At 67.4% G+C, this 23616-nt stretch carries 19 protein-coding genes; 14 read left to right on the forward strand and 5 right to left on the reverse strand.

The features are described from left to right. The first annotated feature begins 61 nt into the window (after positions 1-61). Positions 62-1981 carry a potassium transporter Kup gene (locus tag ABFO07_RS09765; protein ID WP_059809362.1) on the forward strand — a complete coding sequence of 640 codons (1920 nt, stop codon included), beginning with the start codon at positions 62-64 and terminating at the stop codon, positions 1979-1981. A gap of 90 nt (positions 1982-2071) precedes the next feature. Here the strand turns inward: ABFO07_RS09765 and ABFO07_RS09770 are convergent, their stop codons facing one another. Further along, positions 2072-4399: a Tex family protein gene (locus ABFO07_RS09770; protein ID WP_059809358.1), complete on the reverse strand. Its 2328-nt coding sequence runs from the start codon at positions 4397-4399 to the stop codon at positions 2072-2074. Between the two features lie 164 nt (positions 4400-4563). On the opposite strand from ABFO07_RS09770, the gene ABFO07_RS09775 reads away from it, so the two are divergent. The 3 genes from ABFO07_RS09775 (at position 4564) to ABFO07_RS09785 (ending at position 7892) form a co-directional block, all read left to right on the forward strand. Continuing rightward, positions 4564-5298: a hypothetical protein gene (locus ABFO07_RS09775; protein WP_059993418.1), complete on the forward strand. Its 735-nt coding sequence runs from the start codon at positions 4564-4566 to the stop codon at positions 5296-5298. A gap of 78 nt (positions 5299-5376) precedes the next feature. Next, the gene (locus tag ABFO07_RS09780; protein ID WP_017332212.1) at positions 5377-5592 is read left to right on the forward strand and encodes a DUF465 domain-containing protein; all 216 of its coding nucleotides are present in this window, start codon (positions 5377-5379) and stop codon (positions 5590-5592) included. A 56-nt stretch (positions 5593-5648) separates the two neighbouring features. Further along, entirely contained in the window at positions 5649-7892 is a 2244-nt protein-coding gene (locus ABFO07_RS09785) for an ATP-dependent DNA helicase (RefSeq protein ID WP_059558243.1), read from the forward strand. A gap of 102 nt (positions 7893-7994) precedes the next feature. On the opposite strand, the gene ABFO07_RS09790 is transcribed toward ABFO07_RS09785, so the two are convergent. Further along, positions 7995-8819: an outer membrane protein assembly factor BamD gene (locus tag ABFO07_RS09790; protein ID WP_059558247.1), complete on the reverse strand. Its 825-nt coding sequence runs from the start codon at positions 8817-8819 to the stop codon at positions 7995-7997. Between the two features lie 41 nt (positions 8820-8860). On the opposite strand from ABFO07_RS09790, the gene ABFO07_RS09795 reads away from it, so the two are divergent. The 6 genes from ABFO07_RS09795 to phaR all read left to right on the forward strand — a co-directional run bounded on the left by ABFO07_RS09795 (position 8861) and on the right by phaR (position 15961). Further along, positions 8861-10060, forward strand: coding sequence for an RluA family pseudouridine synthase (locus ABFO07_RS09795; RefSeq protein ID WP_347467018.1), 1200 nt, complete (start codon positions 8861-8863; stop codon positions 10058-10060). Positions 10061-10066: 6 nt separating this feature from the next. Further along, the gene (gene pgeF / locus ABFO07_RS09800) at positions 10067-10906 is read left to right on the forward strand and encodes a peptidoglycan editing factor PgeF (protein WP_347467020.1); all 840 of its coding nucleotides are present in this window, start codon (positions 10067-10069) and stop codon (positions 10904-10906) included. Positions 10907-11272: 366 nt separating this feature from the next. Beyond that, positions 11273-13150 (forward strand): class I poly(R)-hydroxyalkanoic acid synthase, encoded by a 1878-nt coding sequence (phaC, locus tag ABFO07_RS09805; protein ID WP_347467022.1) that lies wholly within the window; start codon positions 11273-11275, stop codon positions 13148-13150. Between the two features lie 99 nt (positions 13151-13249). Beyond that, positions 13250-14431, forward strand: coding sequence for an acetyl-CoA C-acetyltransferase (locus tag ABFO07_RS09810; protein WP_069236537.1), 1182 nt, complete (start codon positions 13250-13252; stop codon positions 14429-14431). Between the two features lie 102 nt (positions 14432-14533). After that, a complete protein-coding gene (locus ABFO07_RS09815; protein ID WP_059562026.1) occupies positions 14534-15274 on the forward strand; it encodes a 3-ketoacyl-ACP reductase in 741 nt (246 codons plus the stop codon). A gap of 120 nt (positions 15275-15394) precedes the next feature. Beyond that, positions 15395-15961 (forward strand): polyhydroxyalkanoate synthesis repressor PhaR, encoded by a 567-nt coding sequence (phaR, locus tag ABFO07_RS09820; RefSeq protein ID WP_059562023.1) that lies wholly within the window; start codon positions 15395-15397, stop codon positions 15959-15961. Positions 15962-16199: 238 nt separating this feature from the next. Here phaR and ABFO07_RS09825 read toward each other — a convergent pair whose 3' ends face one another. The 3 genes from ABFO07_RS09825 to ABFO07_RS09835 all read right to left on the reverse strand — a co-directional run bounded on the left by ABFO07_RS09825 (position 16200) and on the right by ABFO07_RS09835 (position 19347). Beyond that, positions 16200-16475: a hypothetical protein gene (locus ABFO07_RS09825; protein WP_059880843.1), complete on the reverse strand. Its 276-nt coding sequence runs from the start codon at positions 16473-16475 to the stop codon at positions 16200-16202. A 731-nt stretch (positions 16476-17206) separates the two neighbouring features. Further along, positions 17207-18907: a dihydroxyacetone kinase family protein gene (locus ABFO07_RS09830; RefSeq protein ID WP_347467027.1), complete on the reverse strand. Its 1701-nt coding sequence runs from the start codon at positions 18905-18907 to the stop codon at positions 17207-17209. Positions 18908-19065: 158 nt separating this feature from the next. Then, on the reverse strand, positions 19066-19347 hold the full coding sequence (locus ABFO07_RS09835; RefSeq protein WP_347467029.1) for a hypothetical protein: 282 nt from the start codon (positions 19345-19347) through the stop codon (positions 19066-19068). Between the two features lie 129 nt (positions 19348-19476). Here ABFO07_RS09835 and rimO point away from each other — a divergent pair, with 129 nt between their 5' ends. The 4 genes from rimO (at position 19477) to ABFO07_RS09855 (ending at position 23587) form a co-directional block, all read left to right on the forward strand. Continuing rightward, a complete protein-coding gene (rimO, locus tag ABFO07_RS09840) occupies positions 19477-20838 on the forward strand; it encodes a 30S ribosomal protein S12 methylthiotransferase RimO (protein ID WP_059881765.1) in 1362 nt (453 codons plus the stop codon). Positions 20839-20841: 3 nt separating this feature from the next. Beyond that, complete coding sequence (locus ABFO07_RS09845; RefSeq protein WP_347467031.1) at positions 20842-21768, forward strand: sugar kinase; 927 nt, start codon at positions 20842-20844, stop codon at positions 21766-21768. A gap of 67 nt (positions 21769-21835) precedes the next feature. Then, positions 21836-23026 (forward strand): beta-ketothiolase BktB, encoded by a 1191-nt coding sequence (bktB, locus tag ABFO07_RS09850; RefSeq protein WP_347467033.1) that lies wholly within the window; start codon positions 21836-21838, stop codon positions 23024-23026. An 18-nt stretch (positions 23027-23044) separates the two neighbouring features. Next, positions 23045-23587: a hypothetical protein gene (locus ABFO07_RS09855; RefSeq protein ID WP_059562001.1), complete on the forward strand. Its 543-nt coding sequence runs from the start codon at positions 23045-23047 to the stop codon at positions 23585-23587. Positions 23588-23616: the final 29 nt, after the last annotated feature.

Genomic DNA, 23616 nt, shown 5'->3' on the forward strand with positions numbered 1-23616 from the left:
GCACGCGCGGGTAGAATAGCGCTCGTTTTGTCCGACTCTGGACCCGATTATTACGCTTCATATGAACGACACGACCCACGCGACCGACGCGATCCACGCGCCACACTCGCCGACGCAGCAACATTCGCTCCAGGCGCTTGCAATTGCCGCCATCGGCGTGGTGTTCGGCGACATCGGCACGAGTCCGCTGTATTCGCTCAAGGAGGCGTTCAGCCCCGCGCACGGCATTCCGCTCACCGAAGGCTCGATCCTCGGCGTGATCTCGCTGCTGTTCTGGGCAATCATGCTCGTGGTCGGCGTCAAGTACCTGCTGTTCGTGATGCGCGCCGACAACAACGGCGAGGGCGGCGTGCTGGCGCTGATGGCGCTGTCGCTGCGGCCGCTCGATCCGAAGACCCGCGTCACGGGCGCGCTGATGGCGCTCGGGATCTTCGGCGCGTGCATGTTCTACGGCGACGCAGTGATCACACCGGCGATCTCGGTGATGTCGGCGGTCGAAGGCCTCGAGATCGCGACCCCGCATCTGTCCCATCTCGTGCTGCCGATCACGATCGTGATCCTGATCGCGCTGTTCTGGATCCAGCGTCACGGCACCGCGACGGTCGGCAAGCTGTTCGGCCCGATCATGGTGGTGTGGTTCGTCGTCATCGCGGCGCTCGGCGTGTACCACATCGTGCGCGCGCCCGGCATCATCGCGGCGATCAATCCGTACTACGCGGTGAGCTTCATGTCCGATCACGTGCTGCAGGCCTACGTGGTGCTCGGCTCGGTCGTGCTGGTGCTGACCGGCGCGGAGGCGCTCTATGCCGACATGGGGCACTTCGGCGCGCGTCCGATCCGCCTCGCCGCGTATGGGCTCGTGATGCCGTCGCTCGTGCTCAACTATTTCGGGCAGGGCGCGCTGCTGATCCAGAACCCGAAGGCGATCGAGAACCCGTTCTTCCTGCTGGCGCCGGACTGGGGGCTGCTGCCGCTCGTCGTGCTGTCGACGGTGGCGACCGTGATTGCGTCGCAGGCGGTGATTTCCGGCGCGTATTCGCTGACCGCGCAGGCGATCCAGCTCGGCTACGTGCCGCGCATGAAGGTGCTGCACACGTCCGAACTGGCGATCGGCCAGATCTACGTGCCGGTCGTGAACTGGCTGCTGCTGTTCGTGATCCTGTGCATCGTGGTCGGCTTCAAGAGCTCGGACAACCTCGCCGCGGCGTACGGCATCGCGGTGACGGCAACGATGGTGATCACGACCATCCTCGCGTGCGTCGTGATGGTCAAGGTGTGGAACTGGAACAGGCTGCTGGTCGGTGCAATCATCGCCGTGTTCATGGCGATCGATCTCGGCTTCTTCGGCGCGAACCTGCTGAAGGTCGCGCAGGGCGGCTGGCTGCCGCTCGGCATCGGCGCGCTGCTGTTCTTCCTGCTGATGACGTGGTTCAAGGGCCGGCACATCGTCAAGGAGCGCACGGCTGCCGACGGCATCCCGCTCGAGCCGTTCCTGCAAGGGCTGCTCGCGCACCCGCCGCACCGCGTGTCGGGCACCGCGATCTACCTGACCGGCAACGACAAGCTCGTGCCCGTCAGCCTGCTGCACAACCTGAAGCACAACAAGGTGCTGCACGAGCGGACGCTGTTCCTCACGTTCGTCACGCGTGACATCCCGTACGTGCGCGACGACAAGCGCCTGAGCGCGCGCGATGCGGGCGGCGGCCTGTATATCGTGAAGGCGGAATACGGCTTCAACGAAACGCCGGACGTGAAGGCGGTGCTCGAGGAGTTCGGCCGGACCCACGACATGACGTTCGAGCTGATGGATACGTCGTTCTTCCTCGCGCGCGAGACGGTCGTGCCGACCCAGTTGCCCGGCATGTCGATCTGGCGCGAGCGCGTGTTCGCGTGGATGCACCAGAACGCCGCGAAGCCGACCGACTTCTTCTCGATCCCGGCGAACCGGGTGGTCGAGCTCGGTACGAAGATCGAGATCTGACGGCCCGGCGGGGCGGCTGAGCGCCGCCCGCTGCCAGGACGAAAAAAAAGCCCGCCGTCAGGCGGGCTTTTCATTTGGCGTGCGCGATGCTCAGCGCTTGAGTTTCGCGAACGCCGCGGCCATCGCGCCGGCCGGTTCCGGCTCGCGCGAGCGGGGCGCCCGCGCCTGGCCGCCGCGGCCCGCACTGCCGCGATCCTGCTGACCGCCGCGTGCCGGCGCGCCCGGGGTCGCATCGTCGTCGAGGCGCATCGTCAGCGAAATGCGCTGGCGCTTCACGTCGACGTCGAGCACCTTGACCTTGACCACCTGGCCGGCCTTCACGACTTCGTGCGGATCCTTGATGAACTTCGTCGACATCGCGGACACATGGACGAGGCCATCCTGGTGCACGCCGACGTCGACGAACGCGCCGAACGCGGCGACGTTGGTCACGACGCCCTCGAGGACCATGCCCGGGACCAGATCCGACACCTTCTCGACGCCTTCGCGGAACGTCGCGGTCTTGAATTCCGGACGCGGGTCGCGGCCCGGCTTTTCCAGTTCGGACAGGATGTCGCGCACGGTCGGCAGGCCGAAACGTTCGTCGACGAACTCGGCGGGCGACAGGCCGGAGAGCGCGTCGCGGTTGCCGAGCACGTCGTCGATGCGCTTGCTGATCTTCGCGAGGATCCGCTCGACGACCGGATATGCTTCAGGGTGCACCGACGAGCGGTCGAGCGGGTTCTCGCCGCCGTTGATGCGCAGGAAGCCGGCGGCCTGCTCGAAGGTCTTGTCGCCGAGGCGCGGCACCTTGCGCAGTTGCTCGCGCGACGGGAACGGGCCGTTCGCGTCGCGATAGTCGACGATGTTGCGCGCGAGCGTCGCGTTCAGGCCCGACACGCGCGCGAGCAGCGCAGCCGAGGCGGTATTCGCGTCGACGCCGACCGCGTTCACGCAATCCTCGACGACCGCGTCGAGCGAGCGCGCGAGTTCGCGCTGGTTCACGTCGTGCTGGTACTGGCCGACGCCGATCGCCTTCGGCTCGATCTTCACGAGCTCGGCGAGCGGATCCTGCAGGCGGCGCGCGATCGACACGGCGCCGCGCAGCGACACGTCGAGCTCCGGGAATTCCTTGGCCGCGAGTTCGGACGCCGAGTAGACGGATGCGCCGGCTTCGGACACGACGATCTTCTGCAGGCGCAGCTCCGGATGTTTCGCGATCAGCTCGCTCGCGAGCTTGTCGGTTTCGCGCGATGCCGTGCCGTTGCCGATGCTGACCAGCTCGGCCTGCGTCTGCGCGGCGATGCGCGCGAGCTTCGCGAGCGAGCCGTCCCAGTCGCGGCGCGGCTCGTGCGGGTAGATCGTGTCGGTTGCGAGCAGCTTGCCGGTGCGGTCGACGACCGCGACCTTCACGCCCGTGCGCAGGCCGGGGTCGAGACCGATCACGGCCTTCGGGCCGGCCGGCGCCGCGAGCAGCAGGTCCTTCAGGTTGCGCGCGAACACGCGGATCGCCTCATGTTCGGCGGTCTCGCGCAGCTGCGTCAGCAATTCGTTCTCGATGTGCGGTTGCACCTTCACGCGCCAGCACCAGCGGCACACGTCGGACAGCCACTTGTCGGCCGGCCGGTTCTGGTTCGCGATGCCGAAATGGCGCGCGATCATCGCTTCGCCGGGGTGCGGCACCTGCGCGTCGAGTTCCTCGCCGAGGCCGAGCTTGACGGTCAGGACGCCCGCGTTGCGGCCGCGGAACAGCGCGAGCGCGCGGTGCGACGGCACGGTCTTGATCGTTTCCGCGTAATCGTAATAATCGCGGAATTTCTCGCCTTCCTCGTTTTCCTTGCCTTCGACGACCGCCGACGACACGACGCCCTGGTTGTGCAGGTAGTCGCGCAGCTTGCCGAGCAGCTCGGCCGTTTCGCCGAACTGTTCGGACAAGATGTCGCGGGCGCCGTCGAGCGCGGCTTTCACGTCGGCGACGCCCTTGTCGGCGTCGACATAGGCGGCCGCTTCGGCCTGCGGGTCGAGCAGCGGGTTGCCGAGCAGCGCCTGCGCGAGCGGCTCGAGGCCGGCTTCGCGGGCGATCTGCGCGCGCGTGCGGCGCTTCGGCTTGTACGGCAGATAAAGGTCCTCGAGCACCTGCTTGCTGTCGGCCGCGTCGATCGCGGCGCGCAGCTCGTCGGTCAGCTTGCCTTGCTCGTCGATGCTCGACAGGATCGCGGCGCGGCGCTCCTCGAGCTCGCGCAGGTACAGCAGGCGCTCTTCGAGCTGGCGCAGCTGCGTATCGTCCAGGTTGCCGGTCACTTCCTTGCGGTACCGGGCAATGAACGGAACGGTGGCGCCTTCGTCGAGGAGTTGCACTGCCGCCGCGACCTGGCGCGGCTGGACGGTCAGTTCGGTGGCGATGCGCTGTACGATCTTGAGTGCTACGGTTTCCGTCATGTCGTGGATGATCTGCCTGCTGAAATCGCGACGCGGGGCCGGCGGGGCCCGCGTGGCGGGCCGCTCGCGGCGAGCCCGCCGGACCAGACGCCGCGGGTGAATGAAGCGGGGCATTTTGCCATAAATGGCGGAGCGTCCAGCCATGCGGTGATAGAATTTGACACATGTCCCGCAGCTTTCCTACGACGTTGCCAACCTCCCGTTTTCCTCTCGTCGCGCTCGGCGCAGCGCTCGCCGCGGCTTTGTCCCTCGGGGCAGCCGGCGCACATGCGCAGGCGTCGGCCGTCGCCGCTTCCGAGCCCGTCGCGGCCCAGGCCGCTCCGGATTTCGACGCCCGTCAAAAAGTGCTCAATCAACGCACGGCCAAAAACGATTATCGTTATGCGGTGGCCGAGCACGACTGCTACAGCACGTTCTTCGTCAATCACTGCCTCGGCAAGGCGCGCGACCAGATGCGCGAGGAGCGGGCGAGCATCCGGCAGGAGCAGCTCGCGCTCGATGACGAGCAGCGTGCGGTGCGGGCGGAGCAGCGCGACCAGCAAATCGCGTTGAAGAACGCGCAGAATGCGGCGCAGGCGCCGCAGCGCGCGGAGAACGAGGCGGCCAACGCGGCCGCCTTCCGCGACAAGCAGCAGCAAAATGCGCTGAAGCGGGCGGAGCGCGGTGCGGAAGGCCCGCAGCGCGCGGCCAACCGGCAGGCCTACGACCAGAAGCAGGCCGATTTCCAGCGCAAGCTGGACGACGCGCACCGGCAGGCGGCCCAGAAGGCGCAGGAGCGGGCAAGCAATGCCGAGCGCTACGAGCGCAAGCAGAACGAGGCGGCGCAGCACAAGGCCGACGTGGAGCAGCGACAGAAGGACGCGGCCGAGAAGGCCAAGCAGCAACAGCTGGGGCAGTAACGTGTTGGGTTGATCCGGAAAGCAGTCTCGAGCGCACCGGCAGGCTGGCCGGCGCGCTGCTTCGATGAGGAGGCGAACATGCAGAGCCGTCACGCGGAACAGCAGCAGGAATTGCACAACCGTTTGGCTTCATTGGAGGAGCTGCACTCGCGGCTCGCTCGAGAGATCGAGCAGAAGGAAGGGCGGTCCGACATTGACGACATTACGCTGCACAAGCTGAAGAAGGAAAAGCTGGCGGCCAAAGACAAAATCATCATGCTGCAATCGCAGCTGGAACCCGATAAGCGCGCCTGAGCGCGGCCTGGCAAGCGCCGGCGCCGTCCCGGGCGCTGGACACAGGAACGCTTGCCTTGAATTCACCGCTTGAAGCCACCCCCGATGCCCGGCGAGACGTGTCGTCCGCCGGGCGCGCCCGTGCGCCCGAAGCCGCCTTCGAGCTGAGCCGCAAGCGTGTCGACGAGCTCGACACGATCTTCGGCGACGGCGGGCTGTTCGCGCGCGCGCTCGACGGCTACCGGCCGCGTGCGTCGCAGATCGAGATGGCGCGCGCCGTCGCGGCCGCGATGGAGGCGTCCGCGCGCCGGATGCCCGAGCCCGAGATCTTCGAGACCCGCAAACGCCCCGCGCGCCGCCTGCAGAACGATGCCGACAAGACGGCCGAGCCGGGCACGGACGCCGCCGCGGCTGCGGAGGCCGACAGCGATGCGGGCGACAACACGCTGATCGTCGAGGCCGGCACCGGCACGGGCAAGACCTACGCGTATCTCGTGCCCGCGATGCTGTGGGGCGGCAAGGTCATCGTGTCGACCGGCACCAAGCACCTGCAGGACCAGCTGTTCCAGCGCGACATCCCGACCGTGCGCGACGCGCTCGCGGTGCCGGTGACGGTCGCGATGCTGAAGGGGCGCGCGAACTATCTGTGCCACTACTACCTGCAGCGCACCGCCGACAACGGGCGGCTGCCGTCGCGGCAGGACACCGCGTACCTGCAGGAGATCGTCCGCTTCGCGAAGGTCACGCGCAGCGGCGACAAGGCCGAGCTGGCCAGCGTGCCGGAAACCGCGCCGGTGTGGTCGATGGTCACGTCGACCCGCGACAACTGCCTTGGCCAGGAATGTCCGCACTACAAGGAATGCTTCGTGATGCAGGCGCGGCGCGAGGCCCAGCAGGCCGACGTCGTCGTGGTCAATCATCACCTGTTCTTCGCGGACATCATGCTGCGCGACACCGGCATGGCCGAGCTGCTGCCGAACGCGAACACGATCATCTTCGACGAAGCGCACCAGCTGCCGGAGACGGCGACGCTGTTCTTCGGCGAAACGCTGTCGACGACGCAGATTCTCGAGCTCGCGCGCGATACGGTCGCGGAAGGCTTGAGCCACGCGCGCGACGCGGTCGAGTGGGTCAAGCTCGGCGGCGCGCTGGAGCGCGCGGCGCGGGACCTGCGGCTCGCGTTCGCGGACGATACGATCGTGCGGATGTCGCTCGCGCAGCTCGGCGACGACCATCCGTTGTACGGCGCGCTCGACGCGCTGGAAGCCGCGCTCGATGCGCTCGCGTCGGCGCTGGCCGGCCAGGCCGAACGGGCGGAGTCGCTCGGCGCGTGCCTGCGCCGCGCGCGCGAGCTGCAGGACCTGCTCGCCGGCTGGGTCGCGCCCGGCGCGGCGCAGGAGGCCGCGAAGGCCGATGCGGCCGAGGCCGCGGCCGGCGACGGCGATCCGAACGAGAAGGTGCGCTGGGTCGAAGTGTTCTCGCATACCGTCCAGCTGCACGAAACGCCGCTGTCGGTCGCGCCGATCTTCGCGAAGCAGCGCGCGGGCGTGCCGCGCGCGTGGGTCTTCACGTCGGCGACGCTGTCGGTGCGCGGAGATTTCACGCATTACGCAGCACAGATGGGGCTCAGCTCGCGGCGCTCGATGACGCTCGCGAGCCCGTTTGACTACCAGACGCAAGGGCTGCTGTACGTGCCGCGCAACCTGCCGCAGCCGTCGTCGCCCGCGTTCACCGACGCGGTGTTCGATGCCGCGCTGCCGGCCATTGCGGCGGCGGGCGGCGGGGTGTTCATGCTGTGCACGACGCTGCGCGCGGTCGACCGGATCGCGTCGAAGCTGCGCGACGTGATCGAATCGCGTGGCTGGAATACGCCGCTGCTCGTGCAGGGCGATGCGAGCCGCACGGAATTGCTCGATCGTTTCCGCGCCTACGGCAATGCGATCCTGGTCGGCAGCCAGAGCTTCTGGGAAGGCGTCGACGTGCGCGGCGACGCACTGTCGCTCGTCGTGATCGACAAGCTGCCGTTCGCGCCGCCCGACGATCCGGTGCTGGCCGCGCGCCTCGATGCGCTGACGAAGAAGGGCTTGAGCCCGTTCGCCGTGCACCAGCTGCCGCAGGCGGTGATCACGCTGAAGCAGGGCGCGGGCCGGCTGATCCGCGCGGAAACCGATCGCGGCGTGCTGATGATCTGCGACACGCGCCTCGTCGACAAACCCTACGGGCGACGGATCTGGCAGAGCCTGCCGCCGTTCAAGCGCACGCGCGAGATCGAGGTCGTCGAGGAGTTCTTCGCCGAGCATCGCGCCGCGAAGCGGATATAGCCGTTTCGCGCTGCCGCTTGCGCGAATCCGCCACGCAATAAAAAACCCGGCTGCAAGGCCGGGTTTTTTTGTGGCTGCGCGCGCGTTACGCGGCGCAGCGAATCAGAACTGCCACCACGACTTCTTCGCACCGGGGCGGGCGTGGCCCGTGACGTACGGGCTGTCCGGGAACGTGCCCGCGAGCACGCGCTTCGTGTCCTCGGCGAGCTGCGGCTGGTTCAGCTTGCCGTACGACAGGACCATGATGTGCAGCGCGTCCTCGATGGCCGGCGCACCCTTGTAATCCCTGATCGCGAGCTGCGCGCGGTTGATCGCGGCAACGTACGCGCCGCGACGGTAGTAATAGTCGGCCGCGTGCACTTCGTGCGACGCGAGCGCATTGACGATGTAGCGCATCCGGGCCGCTGCGTCCGGCGCGTACTTGCTCTTCGGATAGCGGTCGACGACGACCTTGAACGCGTCGTACGATTCGCGCAGCGCCTGCGGATCGCGCTCGCTCATGTCCTGGCCCGAGAAGCGGCCGAACAGCCCGAGATCGTCGTTGAAGTGGATCATGCCCTTCAGGTAGTACGCGTACGCGATATCGGGATGATCGGGGTGCAGCTGGATGAAGCGGTCGACGGCTTGATCGGCGGCAGCCGCTTCGTTGTCCTTCCAGTTGCAGTACGCGACGTTGATCTGTGCCTGCTGCGCGAAATGACCGAACGGGTCGCGACCCTGCAGCGCCTCGAAGTATTTCGCGCATTTGCCCCAGTCGCCGCCGGACAGGGCGTCCTGAGCCTCTGAGTATAATTTGTTGTTCGACCAGGTCGCGGTCTCGTCCTGCTTCTGCGGCAAGCCGTGGCAACCCGCGATGAGGGCCGCGGCTGCAACCGCCGTTGCCCGGGCGGCGACGGTTCGTGCCGCGCGTTTGGTCGAATTCATCATGCTCGCATGTCCTAGCTTCAAGTCTTGGTGACCCAGTCTAAATGACCCGTTCAAATTCGCAGAATGCCCGGCAGGGCAAGGCAAATCGCGAAGATTATAGCCCAAGCGATCGGCCCGCCGACGCTGCTTCCGGCGATTCGCTCGACGACGACCTCACCGGCGACGCGCTGCAGTCGCCCGTCGCGCCGTCCGGTGCGGGCGACGATGCGCCGCGTGTCGTCGAAGTTCCCGCATCGCTTGCCGGCGAGCGCCTCGACAAGGCGCTCGCGCAGCTGTTTCCCGAATTCTCGCGCAGCCGGCTGCAGAGCTGGATCGACGCCCAGCGGGTGCGCATCGACGGCGCGCCCGCGAAGATCCGCCAGCCGGTGCCGCTCGGCGCGACGATCGAGCTCGTGCCCGACCTGCTGCCGGAGCAGCTCGCGTTCACGCCGGAGCCGGTGCCGCTCGACATCGTCTACGAGGACGACGCGCTCGTCGTCATCAACAAGCCGGCGGGCCTCGTCGTGCATCCGGCCGCCGGCAACTGGAGCGGCACGATCCTCAATGGCCTGCTGCACCGCTACGGCGATGCGGCGGCGGGCCTGCCGCGCGCGGGGATCGTCCACCGGCTCGACAAGGAAACCTCGGGCCTGATGGTGGTCGCGCGCACGCTCGCCGCGCAGACCGACCTGGTCCGCCAGCTGCAGGCCCGCACCGTGAAGCGCCGCTATTTCGCGCTGGTCTGGGGCACCATGCCCGAGGACGGCACGATCGACGCGCCGATCGGCCGCGATCCGCGCGAGCGCACGCGCATGGCGGTCGTGACCGGTGCGTCCGGCAAGCCGGCGCGCACGCATTTCCGCACGGTTGACACATGTGTGTGGCAACGTCAGCCGGTATCAGCGATCCAATGCGATCTCGAAACCGGCCGCACCCACCAGATCCGCGTGCATTGCTCGCATGTCGGCCATCCGCTGCTCGGCGATCCCGTGTACGGGCGCGCGCGCGGCAAGCGCTCGGTGACGCCGCTGCCGGACGGGTTCGCGCGCCAGGCGCTGCACGCGTGGCGGCTCGGCCTCGTGCATCCGGTGACCGGCAAGACGATGCAGTGGCGCTGCCCGCTGCCGGACGACATGACCGCGCTCGTCGGCGCGCTCGGCTTCGGGCAGGACGATGCGGAATTCGACGAGGACGGCGATTACGACGATGATTTCGGCGGCGAGTATGAAGACGATGCGGCGTACCCGGACGAGGAGGAGTGAGTGGCGATGACGAACCTGGCGCCGTTGACGTGGCAGGACTGCGTGCAGCCCGACTGGCAGGTGTCGCCGCGCGTGCGCGCGCTGGTCACGACGCGCGCCGGCGGTGTCAGCGAGGGCCCGTACGGGCGCTGGCACGACGGCGGCGCGCAGCCGGGCGGGATGAACCTCGGGCTGCACACCGGAGACGATCCGGCGCACGTCGCCGAGAACCGTGCGCGGCTGCTGGCGCTCGCGGGCCAGCCGCGCGCCGCGTGGCTCGAGCAGGTGCACGGCGCGCGGATCGTGCGCGCCGACGAAGTGATCGCGGCCGATCCGGACGCCGCGGCGCCGGTGCGGGCCGACGCGAGCGTGACCGATCGCGCGAATGCGGTGTGCGTCGTGATGGTCGCGGATTGCCTGCCGGTGCTGCTGTGCGATGCGCAGGGGCGCGCGGTCGGCGCCGCGCATGCGGGCTGGCGCGGGCTCGCGGCCGGCATCGTCGAGGACACCGCGGCGCAGGTCGCGGCGCTCGCCGGCGGCGCGGCCGACAGCCTGCACGCGTTCCTCGGGCCGGCGATCGGTCCGGATGCGTTCGAGGTGGGCGCGGACGTGCGCGACGCATTTCTCGACACGGCCCCGCAGTCGGAGCATGATGAAACACGGCGCGCGTTCGCCGCGATCGAAGGCGCGCCGGGCAAGTTTCTGGCCGATCTCCACGCGCTTGCACGGCTGCGTCTCGCGCGCGCGGGCGTGTCGCGCGTGAGCGGTGGCGGCGCATGCACGGTCACCGAGCCGTCGCGCTTCTATTCGTACCGGCGCGACCGCGTAACCGGCCGCATGGCGGCGGCGATCTGGCTGGCCGACTGAGGTCGCGCGTGCATCGCATGCTGCTGTGCAGTATCGGGTTATCTCGCTATTCGCACGGCAGAATGCCGATGTATGCGCGACCGAATGAAAAAATGTGAAGTCAAGCGAATCAAAATGTCGATGTGTTCGCCGGGAGCCTTGTCCCGCCTGTCGCGCGCGGATTATCTCCGTCTTGATGGATGGTCGTGATCCTGGTTTGACGCAACGCTTCACATGGGGAAAACGATAATGATAAAAATACCGCACTGCGGCAGAATCTGGAGACGCCTCTCCAGAGCATGACGGCCCTGCTTGCACGGCCGGCACGCCGCGCCCGCGAGCAGGATTTCCACGATTGACGCTCAGGAATCACCGGTAAGGCAGGTAATGACAGCATCGAAAAACTCGTCGACGTCCGCACAGGCGGACACTTTCGCGGGCCAGCAGGCATTCGCCCAGGCAGCCCAGCAAGCAGCGCAGCCGATGCAGCAGATGTTCGAGGCGTGGTTGAGCGCGTGGCGGGGCTTCGCGGATCCGGCGCGCGCCGCGACCGCGTCGGCCGCGACGAATCCGTTCGCGACGTTTCAGTTCCCCAAGTCGTTTCCGTTCCAGATGCCGTCGATGACCGATTTCGGCGGCGCGGCATCGCCGTTCGCCGGCCTGAAGCTGCCGGCCGCCGCGATCCCGCCCGAGCGCTTGCAGAAGCTGCAGGCCGACTATGCGCGCGATTGCGTGACGCTGATGCAGCAGGCGAGCGCCGCGAAGCTCGAGGTGCCTGAGCTGAAGGACCGCCGCTTCAGCGGCGACGCGTGGAAGGCTTCGCCCGCGCACGCGTTCACGGCCGCGTGGTACCTGCTCAACGCGCGCTACCTGCAGGAGCTCGCCGACGCGCTCGAGACCGATCCCAAGACACGCGAGCGGATCCGTTTCGCGGTGCAGCAATGGACGGCCGCCGCCGCGCCGAGCAACTTTCTCGCGTTCAACCCGGATGCGCAGAAGTCGATCCTCGAGACCCAGGGCGAAAGCCTGCGGCAGGGGATGATGAACCTGCTGGGCGACCTGCAGCGCGGCAAGATCTCGCAGACCGACGAATCGCAGTTCGTGATCGGCAAGAACCTCGGCTGCACCGAGGGCGCGGTCGTCTACGAGAACGACCTGATCCAGCTGATCCAGTACAAGCCGACGACGGAGACGGTGTTCGAACGGCCGCTGCTGATCGTGCCGCCGTGCATCAACAAGTTCTACATCCTCGACCTGCAGCCCGAGAATTCGCTCGTCGCGCATGCGCTGTCGTGCGGCCACCAGGTGTTTCTCGTGTCGTGGCGAAACGCGGATGCATCGGTCGCCCACAAGACCTGGGACGACTACATGAACGAAGGCCTGCTCGCCGCGATCGATGCGGTGCAGCAGGTGAGCGGCCGCGAGCAGATCAACACGCTGGGCTTCTGCGTCGGCGGCACGATGCTGTCCACGGCGCTCGCGGTGCTGGCTGCGCGCGGCGAGCACCCGGCCGCGTCGATGACGCTGCTCACCGCGATGCTCGATTTCTCCGACACGGGCGTCGTCGACGTGTTCGTCGACGAGGCGCACGTGCAGATGCGCGAGCAGACGATCGGCGGAAAGAGCGGCACGCCGCCGGGGCTGATGCGCGGCGTCGAGTTCGCGAACACGTTCTCGTTTCTGCGTCCGAACGATCTCGTCTGGAACTACGTTGTCGACAACTACCTGAAGGGCCGCACGCCGGCGCCGTTCGACCTGCTGTACTGGAACAGCGATTCGACCAACCTGCCGGGCCCGATGTACGCGTGGTACCTGCGCAATACCTATCTCGAGAACCGGCTGCGCGAGCCGGGCGCGCTCACCGTGTGCGGCGAGGCGGTCGACCTGTCGCGGATCGACGTGCCGACCTTCATCTACGGCTCGCGCGAGGATCACATCGTGCCGTGGCAGACGGCCTACGCGTCGACGTCGATCCTGACGGGCCCGCTGAAGTTCGTGCTCGGCGCGTCGGGCCACATCGCGGGCGTGATCAATCCGCCGGCGAAGAAGAAGCGCAGCTTCTGGGTCAACGACAACGACCTGCCCGGAGCCGCCGACGACTGGCTCGCCGGTGCGACCGAGCAGCCCGGCAGCTGGTGGCCGACCTGGACCGAGTGGCTCGACCAGTACGGCGGCCGCAAGGTGGCGCCGCCCGCGCAGGCCGGCTCCGCGCAATTCCCGGTGATCGAGCCGGCGCCCGGCCGGTACGTGTTGCAGCGCGATTGACGAAAGACTGACAGCGGCGCACGCTGTCTGGAGCGCCGCAGTATTTTTAACAGGGCGGGGAGCGATGCGCCGTGTCGCGCCGGCCCGGAGGAAAGGGAAATGACGGACGTAGTGATCGTATCGGCCGCGCGGACCGCGGTCGGCAAATTCGGCGGCGCTCTCGCGAAGATCGCGGCGCCGGAGCTGGGCGCAACGGTGATCCGCGCGGTGCTGGAGCGCGGCGGCGTGAAGCCGGAGCAGATCAGCGAAGTGATCCTGGGCCAGGTGCTGGCGGCGGGCTCGGGCCAGAACCCGGCGCGCCAGTCGCTGATCAAGGCGGGGCTGCCGAGCGCGGTGCCGGGGATGACGATCAACAAGGTGTGCGGCTCGGGCCTGAAGGCGGTGATGCTGGCGGCGAACGCGATCATTGCCGGCGACGCGGACATCGTGATCGCGGGCGGCCAGGAGAACATGAGCGCGGCGCCGCACGTGCTGCCGGGCTCGCGCGACGGGTTCCGGATGGGCGATGCGAAGCTGGTCGACACGATGATCGTCGACGGCCTGTGGGACGTATACAACCAGTACCACATGGGCATCACGGCGGAGAACGTCGCGAAGGAATACGGGATCACGCGCGAAGAGCAGGATGCGTTCGCGGCGCTGTCGCAGAACAAGGCGGAAGCGGCGCAGAAGGCCGGGCGCTTCGACGACGAGATCGTGCCGGTGGCGATTCCGCAGCGCAAGGGCGAGCCGCTGCAGTTCGCGACGGACGAGTTCGTGCGCCACGGCGTGACGGCGGAGTCGCTGGCGGGGCTGAAGCCGGCGTTCGCGAAGGACGGCACGGTGACGGCGGCGAACGCGTCGGGGATCAACGACGGCGCGGCGGCGGTGCTGGTGATGTCGGCGAAGAAGGCGGAAGCGCTGGGCCTGAAGCCGCTCGCGCGGATCAAGGCGTACGCGAACGCGGGCGTGGATCCGAGCGTGATGGGGATGGGCCCGGTGCCGGCGTCGCGGCGGTGCCTGGAGCGCGCGGGCTGGACGCCGGGCGACCTGGACCTGATGGAGATCAACGAGGCGTTCGCGGCGCAGGCGCTGGCGGTGCACAAGCAGATGGGCTGGGACACGTCGAAGGTGAACGTGAACGGCGGAGCGATCGCGATCGGTCATCCGATCGGGGCGTCGGGCTGCCGGATCCTGGTGACGCTGCTGCACGAGATGGTCAAGCGCGATGCGAAGCGCGGGCTGGCGTCGCTGTGCATCGGCGGCGGGATGGGCGTCGCGCTCGCGGTCGAGCGTCCGTAATCGTCTCTCGGCGCCTGCCGGGCAGTATGCCGCGCAGGCGCCGCGTGTAGTCAGAGGGCGCCGCTCGGCAACTCTCGAAACCAAGAAAATGGAGTGAGATTTATGTCTCAGCGAATTGCTTACGTAACGGGCGGTATGGGCGGCATCGGCACCAGCATTTGCCAGCGCCTGGTGAAGGACGGCTTCACGGTGGTCGCGGGCTGCGGCCCGAACTCGCCGCGCCGCGTGAAGTGGCTCGAGGACCAGAAGGCGCTCGGGTTCGACTTCATCGCATCGGAAGGCAACGTCGGCGACTGGGACTCGACCAAGGAAGCGTTCGACAAGGTCAAGGCCGAGGTCGGCGAGATCGACGTGCTGGTCAACAACGCGGGCATCACGCGCGACGTCGTGTTCCGCAAGATGACGCACGAGGACTGGACGGCCGTCATCGACACCAACCTGACGAGCCTGTTCAACGTGACGAAACAGGTGATCGACGGGATGGTCGAGCGCGGCTGGGGCCGGATCATCAACATCTCGTCGGTGAACGGCCAGAAGGGCCAGTTCGGCCAGACCAACTATTCGACCGCGAAGGCCGGCATCCACGGCTTCACGATGGCGCTCGCACAGGAAGTCGCGACGAAGGGCGTGACGGTCAACACCGTGTCGCCGGGCTACATCGGCACCGACATGGTCAAGGCGATCCGCCCTGACGTGCTCGAGAAGATCGTCGCGACGATTCCGGTGCGCCGTCTCGGCGCGCCCGAGGAGATCGGCTCGATCGTCGCGTGGCTCGCGTCGAACGATTCGGGTTTCGCGACGGGCGCAGACTTCTCGCTGAACGGCGGCCTGCACATGGGCTGAGACCGCGAACCGCGCGGGCCGGGCGGCCGCGCGGTTCGGCGTTTCCCAAGGGGCCCCGCAACCCGACTTTCGGGCGGCGGGGATTTGTCACTGCGCTACGCTGGCACTTAAAGGCGTTACATGACTACTACAAAGAAAACGGCCGAACGGCTCATCAAGAAGTATCCGAACCGCCGGCTCTACGATACCGAGACAAGCACATACATCACGCTGACCGATGTGAAGCAGCTCGTGCTGGACCAGGAGGACTTCAAGGTCGTCGATGCGAAATCGAGCGAAGACCTGACGCGCAGCATCCTTCTGCAGATCATTCTCGAAGAGGAAAGCGGCGGCGTGCCGATGTTCTCGTCGTCGATGCTGTCGCAGATCATCCGCTTCTACGGGCATGCGATGCAGGGCATGATGGGCACCTACCTGGAGAAGAACATCCAGGCGTTCATCGACATCCAGAACAAGCTCGCCGACCAGTCGAAGAACCTGTACGAGAACAATGCGATGAATCCGGAGATCTGGTCGCAGTTCATGAACATGCAGGCGCCGATGATGCAGGGGATGATGACGAGCTATATCGAGCAATCGAAGAACATGTTCGTGCAGATGCAGGAGCAGATGCAGAATCAGGCGAAATCGATGTTCAGCTCGTTCCCGTTCAAGCAGCCGGGCTCGTCGGAGCCGGAGAAGAAATAAGCGGCATTCCGGTGCGGACGCGCAAGGCGCTGCGCCGGCATCGTGCGGGACGGCAATGAGCCGTGTCGCGGAAGAATCGTCCGCGCGGCGGCATCGTTCGCATGCGCACGGGCATTGTAATGCTGCGGTGCATCAGTGCAATTTAAAACAGACAGGGCCGACCGGCAAATTCCGGTCGGCCGAATATCAGATAAAGCGCTGATTGTAAAAGATGCCGATGGCCGGATTTCCGGCCGGCTTATCGAATCGCGAAGCGGCTTGCCGCCGATCCGTTCGCGCAGTTGTTTCCGTAAATAAAGAGGTTTCTATTTTCGGAATATGCGGAATAGATGATCGGAAAAACTTCCTTGGCGCTGAATGAGTAAATGCCGTCGCTGATGGTGACGAGCAGGTTGCCGCTCGTATCGGTTTCGATCTTGTCGATCTTGCCTGCCTTGCAAAGCGATTCCGCAGAGGCGTACGAGGATGCAGCAAGCATCATGACCGAAACGACGATGGTCGCGAGTTTTCTCATGGTCTTTCCTTGATGAATGAGTGGATTGCTTGGGTTGTGATGCGGATGATGCACGGTTCAGTGCTGCCTGGCTGAATAGGGTGCCGACGTCTGATCGATCTGGAATATATGGTCGATTAATTGGATGTTGAATAGGGGTGGCGGATTTGGAAATGATTTTTGTGGATTATCGAGTGTTTTAAACTATTCTGGTCAATTGTGTATTGCAGAGCACAATAAAGGCTAGGAGGTCGAGTTGGGTGGTGCCAATAAAATAAATTTATTGGCGATTCAAATTGATGAATTCGCGTTGTGGCGTGATATTTGTATTTTTTTGAATTTATTTTCTGGTTTTTATTTGCTATCGGGGATTTCTAGTAGCGCGCGGGAGTGTTGGGTTGGCAGTCGATGGTAGGGGGAAGAGGAGCGCGCTGTGCGCGCACGTGCAAAGACGGGCGCGCCCCAAGGGGGAGGTCGACGGGAGGAACTTGGGCGCTACTGCGTGTAGCGCAGGCAAGGGGCATCCGGCCACGGCTGTGCGATGCCGGCGTCTAGGCGTAGCGCTGGAAAATGCGCCGGTGCGCGCGGAGCTGTCCGACCTGGCCTTGTTCACGAGCCACAGTGCGTTTACGTGACGCTTCGGCTCGGCCTTGTGCGGCTCGGCGGCAAGCTGGGACCAGGCGCACAAGACGAGTCTCGTCTCCGCGCGCACCATACGTCAAAGCGGGCGATGAGCCCGCCTGCGTCGCGGCTCACCGCACGTGCGGCTGCAACGCTCGCAACCAGTACGCGACCGCGACTGCGCCCCCGTCGGGTGTGCCGATGGCGCGTTCCCCCAGATAGCTCGCGCGTCCCGCGCGCGGCGTCATGCGTGTCGTTTCCTGCGCGCCGCGTTCGGCTGCTTCGACGGCCGCCGCCCATGCGGCAGCGCCGTCCCGATCGTCATCGAGCGCACGGTCGAACGCGTCGACGGCCGGCATGAGCGCATCGAGCATCGTCCGGTCGCCGGCGCGCGCACCGCCCAGCTCGCCGATCGATTCCACCGCGCCGCGGAATGCCGCGGCCCACTCGCGTGTCGACGGCTCGGCGATGTCGGCAAGCCGGCGCGACGCACGCAGCAGCGCGGTCGCATAGAACGGCCCCGAACTGCCCGCGATCGCGCGCCGCAACGCGGCGCCCAGCGCCGCGAGCGCGCCCGCCGGCGTGCCGTACGCGGCTTCGGGCAACGCGAGGATCGCCTGCGCGGCCCGATGCATGCTCGCGCCGAGATCGCCGTCGCCGGCCGCCGCATCGAGTTCCGTCAACGTGGCTTCGTGGTCGATCAGCGCGCGCGCGACTGCGTGCAGCGCCGGCTGCAGGCGCGCGGCCCATGCGCGGCCGCTGGCGTCGAGCGGTGCCGGCGGCGCATCGCGTGTTTCCGCGGCGGCCACCCGGATCTGCGGGTTGACGGCGCCGCCGCCCGGCCACGCGCGCGCCTGCGTCGGCGCATCGAGCAGCTTTTCGCGCTCGTCGTTCAGTCGCAGTACGGAAATCGAGCAGCCGGGCATGTCGAGCGCCGACAGGAACGTGCCGGCCCACGCGCGTTCGACGGCGATGCCGCGCCGGCTCAGGTTGTCGTACGCGGCGCGCAGCACGATCGCCAGCTCCATGTCGGGCGTGGCGCCGAGACCGTTGACGAACAGGGCGACCCGTTCGCCGGCGTCGAGGACGAGATCGGCGACGATGCTCGACAGCAGCGTGTCGACCAGCGCGTCGGCCGGCTGCGGCGTCTTGCGTTCGACACCTTTTTCGCCATGGATGCCGAGGCCGAGCTCGATCTCGTCGTCGGCGAGGTTGAAGCCCGACTTCTCGGCGCCCGGAATCGTGCAGCCGTCGAGCGCGACGCCCATCGTGCCGAGATCGGCCGCAGCCTCGCGCGCGATCGCGGCGACGCGGGCGAGCGGCAGCCCGAGCGCGGCGGCCGCGCCGGCGAGCTTGTGGATCAGGACGGTGCCTGCGATCCCGCGTCGCTGCCCGCGCTCGACGCGATCGCGCAGCGATACGTCGTCGGCGACGATGACCGTCTCGACCGGAATGCCTTCCGCGCGTGCGAGCTCGGCGGCGAGGCCGAAGTTGAGCCGGTCGCCCGTGTAGTTCTTGACGACGAGCAGCGCGCCGTTCGGGCCGGCGGTCGCGCGGATCGCGGCCAGCACGGCGTCGGTGGACGGCGATGTGAACACTTCGCCGCAGACGGCCGCGCTCAGCATCCCGTCGCCGACGTAGCCGCCGTGCGCGGGCTCGTGGCCGCTGCCGCCGCCGGAGAGGACTGCGACCGCACGCTGCGACGGTTCGGGCAGCGCCTTGCGGACGAGCACGTGCTCGTCGCCGAGGATCGCGAGATGCGGCGACTGCCGCGCGATGCCTTCGAGCATTTCGCGCACGACGTCGGACGGGCGGTTGACAAGTTTTTTCATGGCGATGGTTGCAGGGCGGGTGAGAGGGGTTGGGTCGAACGTTCGATGGATTTCGGGTTTGGGAGGCGCGCGTGATGTATCGCCGGTCGCACGCGGCGACGAATGGCCGTCGTCCGGCGCGTGCTTCGAGCCACGATACCATCAGGTTCGGGAATTCTTCATACGGTGATGATCAAGGGTTTCCAGTGCGCTTGGATCATGAACGGCCGTGAGCCGTCGATTGCGATCAGGGCAAGCGGGGCTTGAGCCGGCAGCGGTTCGGCGCGACAAAGGCGGTTCAAGTGCTGGGCGATCAAAACGGAGCCCGCAGGCGCCTCGGAGTCTTCTATGGCGCGCAGAGACATGCCGGGAGCGCTTTGCCCGACATGTCGCGGGCGGCAGGCCGACAATCCTCCCCGTAGTGAAAGGGCTGCATCAATCGCCATTTCGTACTCGACCACCCATCCGGCGGTATATCCGAGCCGCCACCCCCTCGCCACTGCCCCCTCGCCGCCGCCCGCTAGTTTTGCCTCGCCGAACCCTAAATGGCTGTAAACTCTCGTTTTTGCCGCCACGCCCCAACATTCCAGATGTCCCAATCCCCCAAAGTAGGGTTCGTTTCGCTTGGTTGCCCGAAAGCCCTCGTCGACTCCGAACAAATCATCACCCAGCTGCGCGCCGAAGGCTATGAAATCTCCGGCACCTACGACGGCGCCGACCTCGTCGTCGTCAACACCTGCGGCTTCATCGACGAAGCCGTGCAGGAGAGCCTCGACGCGATCGGCGAGGCGCTGACCGAGAACGGCAAGGTGATCGTCACCGGCTGCCTCGGCGCGAAGAAAAGCGCAAGCGGCTCCGGCCTGATCGAGGAAGTGCATCCGAAGGTGCTCGCCGTCACCGGCCCGCACGCGGTCGGCGAGGTGATGCAGGCCGTCCATTCGCACCTGCCGAAGCCGCACGATCCGTTCGTCGATCTCGTGCCCGCGGCCGGCATCAAGCTCACGCCGCGCCACTACGCATACCTGAAGATTTCCGAAGGCTGTAACCACCGCTGCACGTTCTGCATCATCCCGTCGATGCGCGGCGACCTCGTGTCGCGCCCGGTCGCCGAGGTGATGCTCGAGGCGGAAAACCTGTTCAAGTCGGGCGTGAAGGAACTGCTCGTGATCTCGCAGGACACGAGCGCGTACGGCGTCGACGTCAAGTACCGCACGGGCTTTTGGAACGGCAAGCCGATCAAGACGCGCATGACCGACCTGGTCGCCGCGCTCGGCGAGCTCGCGGCGCAGTACGGCGCATGGGTGCGCCTGCACTACGTGTATCCGTATCCGAGCGTCGACGAAGTCATCCCGCTGATGGCCGAAGGCCCGTTCAAGGGCCACGTGCTGCCGTATCTCGACGTGCCGTTCCAGCACGCGCACCCCGAAGTGCTGAAGCGCATGAAGCGCCCGGCGAATGCCGAGAAGGTGCTCGAGCGCGTGCAGAAGTGGCGCGAGATCTGCCCGGACCTGACGATCCGCAGCACGTTCATCGCCGGCTTCCCCGGCGAGACGGAAGAACAGTTCGAGACGCTGCTCGACTTCATCCGCGAAGCGGAACTCGACCGCGTCGGCTGCTTCGCGTATTCGCCGGTCGAAGGCGCAACCGCGAACGAGCTCGACGGCGCGCTGCCCGACGAAGTCCGCGAGGCGCGCCGCGCGCGCTTCATGGAAGTCGCCGAGGAAGTGTCGGCGAAGCGCATCGAGCGCAAGGTCGGCAAGACGCTCAAGGTGCTGATCGACGAAGTGAGCGACGAAGGCGGCATCGGCCGCACGGCCGCCGATGCACCCGAAATCGACGGCGTCGTCTACGTCGAGCCCGCGCAGAAGGCGTCGAAGCGCTACAAGGTCGGCGATTTCGTCTCCGTGAAGATCACGGGCGCGGACGGTCACGACCTGTGGGGCGAGGTGTAAGCGATGGCCGCGCCGTTTCCCGACATCCTCGCGCTCGGCGAGGCGATGATCGAATTCAACCAGTCCCTGCCGGGGCGCCCCGAATTCCTGCAGGGCTTCGGCGGCGACACGTCGAACTTCTGCATCGCGGCCGCGCGCCAGGGCGCGTCGGCCGGCTTCGTGTCGGCGGTCGGCGACGATCATTTCGGCCGGCTGCTGAACGGCCTGTGGCGCACCGAAGGCGTCGACACCACGTATGTGCGCATCGACGGCTCGGCGCCGACCGGCGTCTACTTCGTCACGCACGGCCCGAACGGCCACCAGTTCGACTACCTGCGCGCGGGGTCGGCGGCGAGCCGCTACGCGCCGGGTGACCTGCCGCTCGATGCGCTGGCTGCCGCGAAGGCGGTGCATCTGTCGGGCATCAGCCTTGCGATCGGCACGGCCGCGTGCGATGCCGCGTTCGCGGCGATCGACCACGCGCGCAAGCAGGGCGCGAAGATCAGCTTCGACACGAACCTGCGCCTGAAGCTGTGGCCGCTGCCGCGCGCCCGCGCGGTGATGCGCGAAGCGCTGCGCCAGACGGACATCTGCCTGCCGAGCTGGGACGACGTCACCGCGCTCACGGGCGCGGATGATCGCGATGCGATCGTCGACGCGATGCTCGAGCTCGGTCCGCAGGTCGTCGCGCTGAAGCTCGGCAAGGAAGGCGCGTACGTCGCGACGCCGCACGAGCGGCGCGTGGTGCCGGGTTTCGTGGTCGAGGCGATCGATGCGACGGGCGCGGGCGACTGCTTCGGCGGCGCGTTCGTCGCGCGGATCGTCGCCGGCGACGATCCGTTCGCGGCGGCGCGCTACGCGAACGCGGCGGCGGCGCTGTCGACGACGGGCTACGGCGCGGTCGCGCCGATCCCGCACCGCGATGCCGTGGAGCGATTCATGCAGGGCTGACCCGCGGATGCCGCACGTCGGCCAGGCCACACCATGTGTCCATTCCGAACGAGGATGAGGAGGCAACATGCAGCGCGAAGTGGTGGTGGTGAGCGGGGTGCGGACCGCGATCGGCGATTTCGGCGGCAGCCTGAAGGACTTTCCGCCGACCGAGCTCGGCGCGAAGGTCGTGCGGGAAGTGTTGCAGCGCGCGCAGGTATCGGGCGACGAGGTCGGCCACGTGGTGTTCGGCAACGTCGTGCACACCGAGCCGAAGGACATGTACCTTGCGCGCGTCGCGGCGATCGACGGCGGCGTCGCGCAGCATGCGCCCGCGCTCACCGTCAACCGGCTGTGCGGGTCGGGCCTGCAGGCGATCGTGTCGGCCGCGCAGGGCGTGCTGCTCGGCGACGCGGACATCGCGATCGCCGGCGGCGCGGAAAACATGAGCCGCGCGCCGTACTCGATGCCGGCCGCGCGGTTCGGCCAGCGGATGGGCGACATGCGGGCGGTCGACATGATGGTCGGCGCGCTGAACGATCCGTTCCAGACGATCCACATGGGCGTGACGGCCGAGAACGTGGCGGCGAAGTACGGCATCTCGCGCGACGCGCAGGACGCGCTGGCGCTCGAATCGCATCGCCGCGCGTCGCATGCGGCGCAGGCCGGCTACTTCAAGGATCAGATCCTGCCGGTCGAGCTGATCGGCTCGAAGAAGGGCACGCCGGTGCTGTTCGCTCGCGACGAGCACGTGCGCGACGACGCGAGCGCCGACGATTTCACGAAGCTGCGCCCGGTGTTCGTCAAGGAAAACGGCACGGTGACGGCCGGCAACGCGTCGGGCATCAACGACGCGGCGGCGGCGGTGCTGCTGATGGAGCGCCGCACGGCCGAGCAGCGCGGCGCGAAGCCGCTCGCGCGCCTCGTCGCGTATGCGCACGCGGGCGTCGATCCGGCCTACATGGGGATCGGCCCGGTGCCGGCCACGCGCAAGGCGCTCGAGCGCGCGGGGCTGACGGTGGCCGATCTCGACGTGATCGAGGCGAACGAGGCATTCGCCGCGCAGGCCTGCGCGGCGACGAAGGAGCTGGGTCTCGACCCGGCGAAGGTGAATCCGAACGGGTCGGGCATTTCGCTCGGCCACCCGATCGGCGCGACGGGCGCGCTGATCACGGTCAAGGCGCTGTACGAGCTGCAGCGCATCGGCGGCCGTTACGCGCTCGTGACGATGTGCATCGGCGGCGGGCAGGGCATCGCCGCGATTTTCGAGCGAATCTGAAACAGGGAGTACACGTTGGTGGGTCGATATTCTGGATGGCAACGGGCGTTGGTCGTCGCATGGGCGCTGGCGGCGGGGGCGGCGACGCAAGGCGCGTATGCGGCGCAGGTCGTCGCGCCGGACGCGCAGCAGGACGACAGCGCGCCCGCGCGGCCGCTCAGGCCGAACCCCGAATTCGCCCGCCTGCCGCGCTATGAAGGCACGCTCGGCGGCCGGCCGATCGTCGTGCATCTCGGTCCGAAGGAGGACGAAGCGGGTGTGCACGGCGAGTACCAGTTCGCGGACACCGGCGAGGTGATCCTGCTGGCCGGCGACCGCGACGGCGACACGCTCGAGGTCGAGGAATCGAACGACGGCACCAACATCACGGGCGTGTGGATCGGCCGCTTCGACGCGTCGGGCGGCCTCAAGGCCGACCGGATGAACTCGGACGAATCGGATCCGCAGCCGATCGTGCTGCGGCCCGCTCGTGGCGCGCGCACGGCGCTGCAGGTGCGCGACGGCCGCGTTCAGGAAATCGAGACGGTGGGCGGCGTCGTCAACCTGCGCGCCGGCGACTGAGCGGCCGCGCTGGCTCGGTGCGCGCGGCG

It is taken from the genome of Burkholderia stagnalis, assembly GCF_039848545.1.
Lineage (GTDB): Bacteria > Pseudomonadota > Gammaproteobacteria > Burkholderiales > Burkholderiaceae > Burkholderia > Burkholderia stagnalis.